4 protein-coding genes are annotated in these 2,203 nt (G+C 39.8%); 3 read left to right on the top strand and 1 reads right to left on the bottom strand.

Features of this window, described 5'->3' with window-relative positions; genetic code table 11:
* A partial coding sequence (locus tag CDZ78_RS02545; RefSeq protein ID WP_211200755.1) for a putative transposase occupies positions 1-466 on the top strand: 466 nt, incomplete at its 5' end.
* A gap of 11 nt (positions 467-477) precedes the next feature.
* Here CDZ78_RS02545 and CDZ78_RS02540 read toward each other — a convergent pair.
* The gene (locus CDZ78_RS02540) at positions 478-1,029 is read right to left on the bottom strand and encodes a glucose-6-phosphate dehydrogenase (NADP(+)) (protein ID WP_087868559.1); all 552 of its coding nucleotides are present in this window, start codon (positions 1,027-1,029) and stop codon (positions 478-480) included.
* A gap of 139 nt (positions 1,030-1,168) precedes the next feature.
* On the opposite strand from CDZ78_RS02540, the gene CDZ78_RS02535 reads away from it, so the two are divergent.
* Together CDZ78_RS02535 and dhaL are read left to right on the top strand one after the other, a co-directional pair.
* Positions 1,169-1,378 carry a DUF1289 domain-containing protein gene (locus tag CDZ78_RS02535; protein ID WP_087868558.1) on the top strand — a complete coding sequence of 70 codons (210 nt, stop codon included), beginning with the start codon at positions 1,169-1,171 and terminating at the stop codon, positions 1,376-1,378.
* A gap of 136 nt (positions 1,379-1,514) precedes the next feature.
* Positions 1,515-2,147: a dihydroxyacetone kinase subunit DhaL gene (gene dhaL, locus CDZ78_RS02530; RefSeq protein ID WP_087868557.1), complete on the top strand. Its 633-nt coding sequence runs from the start codon at positions 1,515-1,517 to the stop codon at positions 2,145-2,147.
* Positions 2,148-2,203 lie beyond the last annotated feature (56 nt).

The raw sequence follows: 2,203 nt of genomic DNA, 5'->3' as shown, positions 1-2,203 counted from the left end.
TAAAGTCGAGCCCTTCTTGCAAAAAAAGACAATCTGCCAGGAAGAAATAGAAGCCTTTCAGGTGCAAATTAAAACACTCAAAGAAAAGCGCAAACAAACGCCACATTACCTTAAAGTGAAAGACTTACCCGAAGAGGAGCAATTTCAGCAACTCAGCACCAAAAGTAAACATTTCATTGATACGATCAAAATGATTGCCTATCGAGCTGAAACGGCAATGGCCAATTTGTTGCGAGAAACGCTCTCGCGTCCTGATGAAGTTCGTAGTCTGTTACGGGCAATTTATAGTAGTGAGGCAGACCTGATTCCAGATCATGAGCAAGGCACATTAACGGTGAAATTACATCATTTGGCCAATCGAAGTTATGATGTCGCGATACAAAAATTATGCGATGAACTCAATAGCACAGAAACAAAGTTTCCGCGAACTAATTTAAGGATGATCTTTAAACTGGGATCAAAGTAAATTCCCCGAGATCAGGTGCTCTGAAGGTAATGGTCAATTCGATAAACCTGGTCATCATTAAAAACGCTAGCAACGACATTATTGATTTCTTTGGATGAGCTAAGGCCATGGCCAATAGGTTTTTCCATGACCATGCGGGAAGCATTATTTAATACTCCTGAATGATTTAGCCCCTGGCAAATGTGCTGGAAGAGAAAGGGGGCCACGGCAAAATAATTAACCATAACGCGTTTACTTGAGTCAGTGATTTCGTTAAAGACCTTATATTCTTCAGGTCGGGTTAAATCCATTTGCTGATATGATAAGCGTGCAGAAAATTTGGTCCATATTTGCTCATCAATCGGAGCGCCTAGAAATTCCTGCAGGCTTTTGTACGCAATTTTAATAAAGCTTGCATTGCTTTCTTCTAGCCTGTCTACCGCGATAATGCGCGTATCAGACTCCAGAAAATGACCATTTTCTAAACGGTATAATGAAATAATTAATTTACGCCGTGATAAATCGCCAAGACCCCCATAAATTATTAGGTCGCAAGGCAAAAAACTCTCTTTTTGTGTCGTCATTGTTTTTGTTTTTGTAAGTGACGTTATATTTGCTGTGCAGAGCAAAACATTATAAAGCCAGGAATGGGTGAATCTGACTATAAAATAGAGTATAGTATTGCAGTTGTTAAAAGTAAATATTGTACGGAGAGGGTGAACAGTGAGATTTAATCCATGTAAGGGCAGTGCTTTTTGTACGGAAGCAGGAACGCATTGTGACGGTTGTGGTAGGTCTCATGTAGAAATTGCAGAAACCAAAAGCCTGGTTAATAGTCTGGTTGAGTTTGTGCAAAAGCAGGATTATGAAAACCCCGAAGATTTTGCCCAGTTTATCAGTGGTTCTTTAGTCAAAAAATGCATGAAACTTTGAAGCTAGAGGCGTCTCAAATAGACGTGATAAAGGTACATTGTTTACAAAAAAATTGTTTTAGATAATATTTTATGGCTAAAGTTCTCAGAAAGCATCATGGGGATGGCTACTTTTTTAATATAAAGAGGAAAAAATAATGCAAGTAACTTCAGATATGTTAGCTGAGTTAATTAAAACTGCGAGTGATACAATAGCGGAGCACGATGCAGAAGTCACCGAGCTGGATAAAACGCTTGGTGATGGTGATCATGTTATCAACATTCGTCGTGGACTTGGTTTTCTTGTCGAGCAAAGTGAAGAATTAAGCCAGCTAGTGTGGCCTGAGGCCTGGAAAAAAATGGGCATGACCTGCATGAGTAAAATCGGTGGTGCTTCTGGATCTTTAATCGGCACTTTTTTCGTTGCTATGGGTAAAGATTCAGCGGGAAAAGCGGTAGATCCTGTTGTTTTTGCATCAGCATACAATGCAGCAGTAGAAGCTATGAAAGCACGTGGCAAGTCTGATGCTGGCGAAAAAACTATGCTAGATACATTGATTCCAGTAGCTAACTATTTCAATGAAAACTGCGGCAAGCTTGAGTACCCAGAGTTGTTGAAAGGTCTAAAAGAAACTGCGATAAAAGGTATGGAATCAACTAAAGCTATGCATGCGACTAAAGGACGATCTTCATTCTTAGGTGAGCGTAGTGTTGGTCATATTGATGCGGGCGCAAGAAGTACTCAGTTGATGATTTGTGCGATTGCAGATGCTATCGAAGCGAAACTATAAGTCGTTCGACTACACATTAGTTTATTAAGGCTGGTTTGTTGTAACGAACAATAAAT

The organism is Bathymodiolus platifrons methanotrophic gill symbiont, from assembly GCF_002189065.1.
Taxonomy (GTDB): domain Bacteria; phylum Pseudomonadota; class Gammaproteobacteria; order Methylococcales; family Methylomonadaceae; genus Methyloprofundus.
The sequence above is the reverse complement of the archived record's forward strand: the minus strand, read 5'-3'. Positions and strand labels throughout refer to the sequence as shown.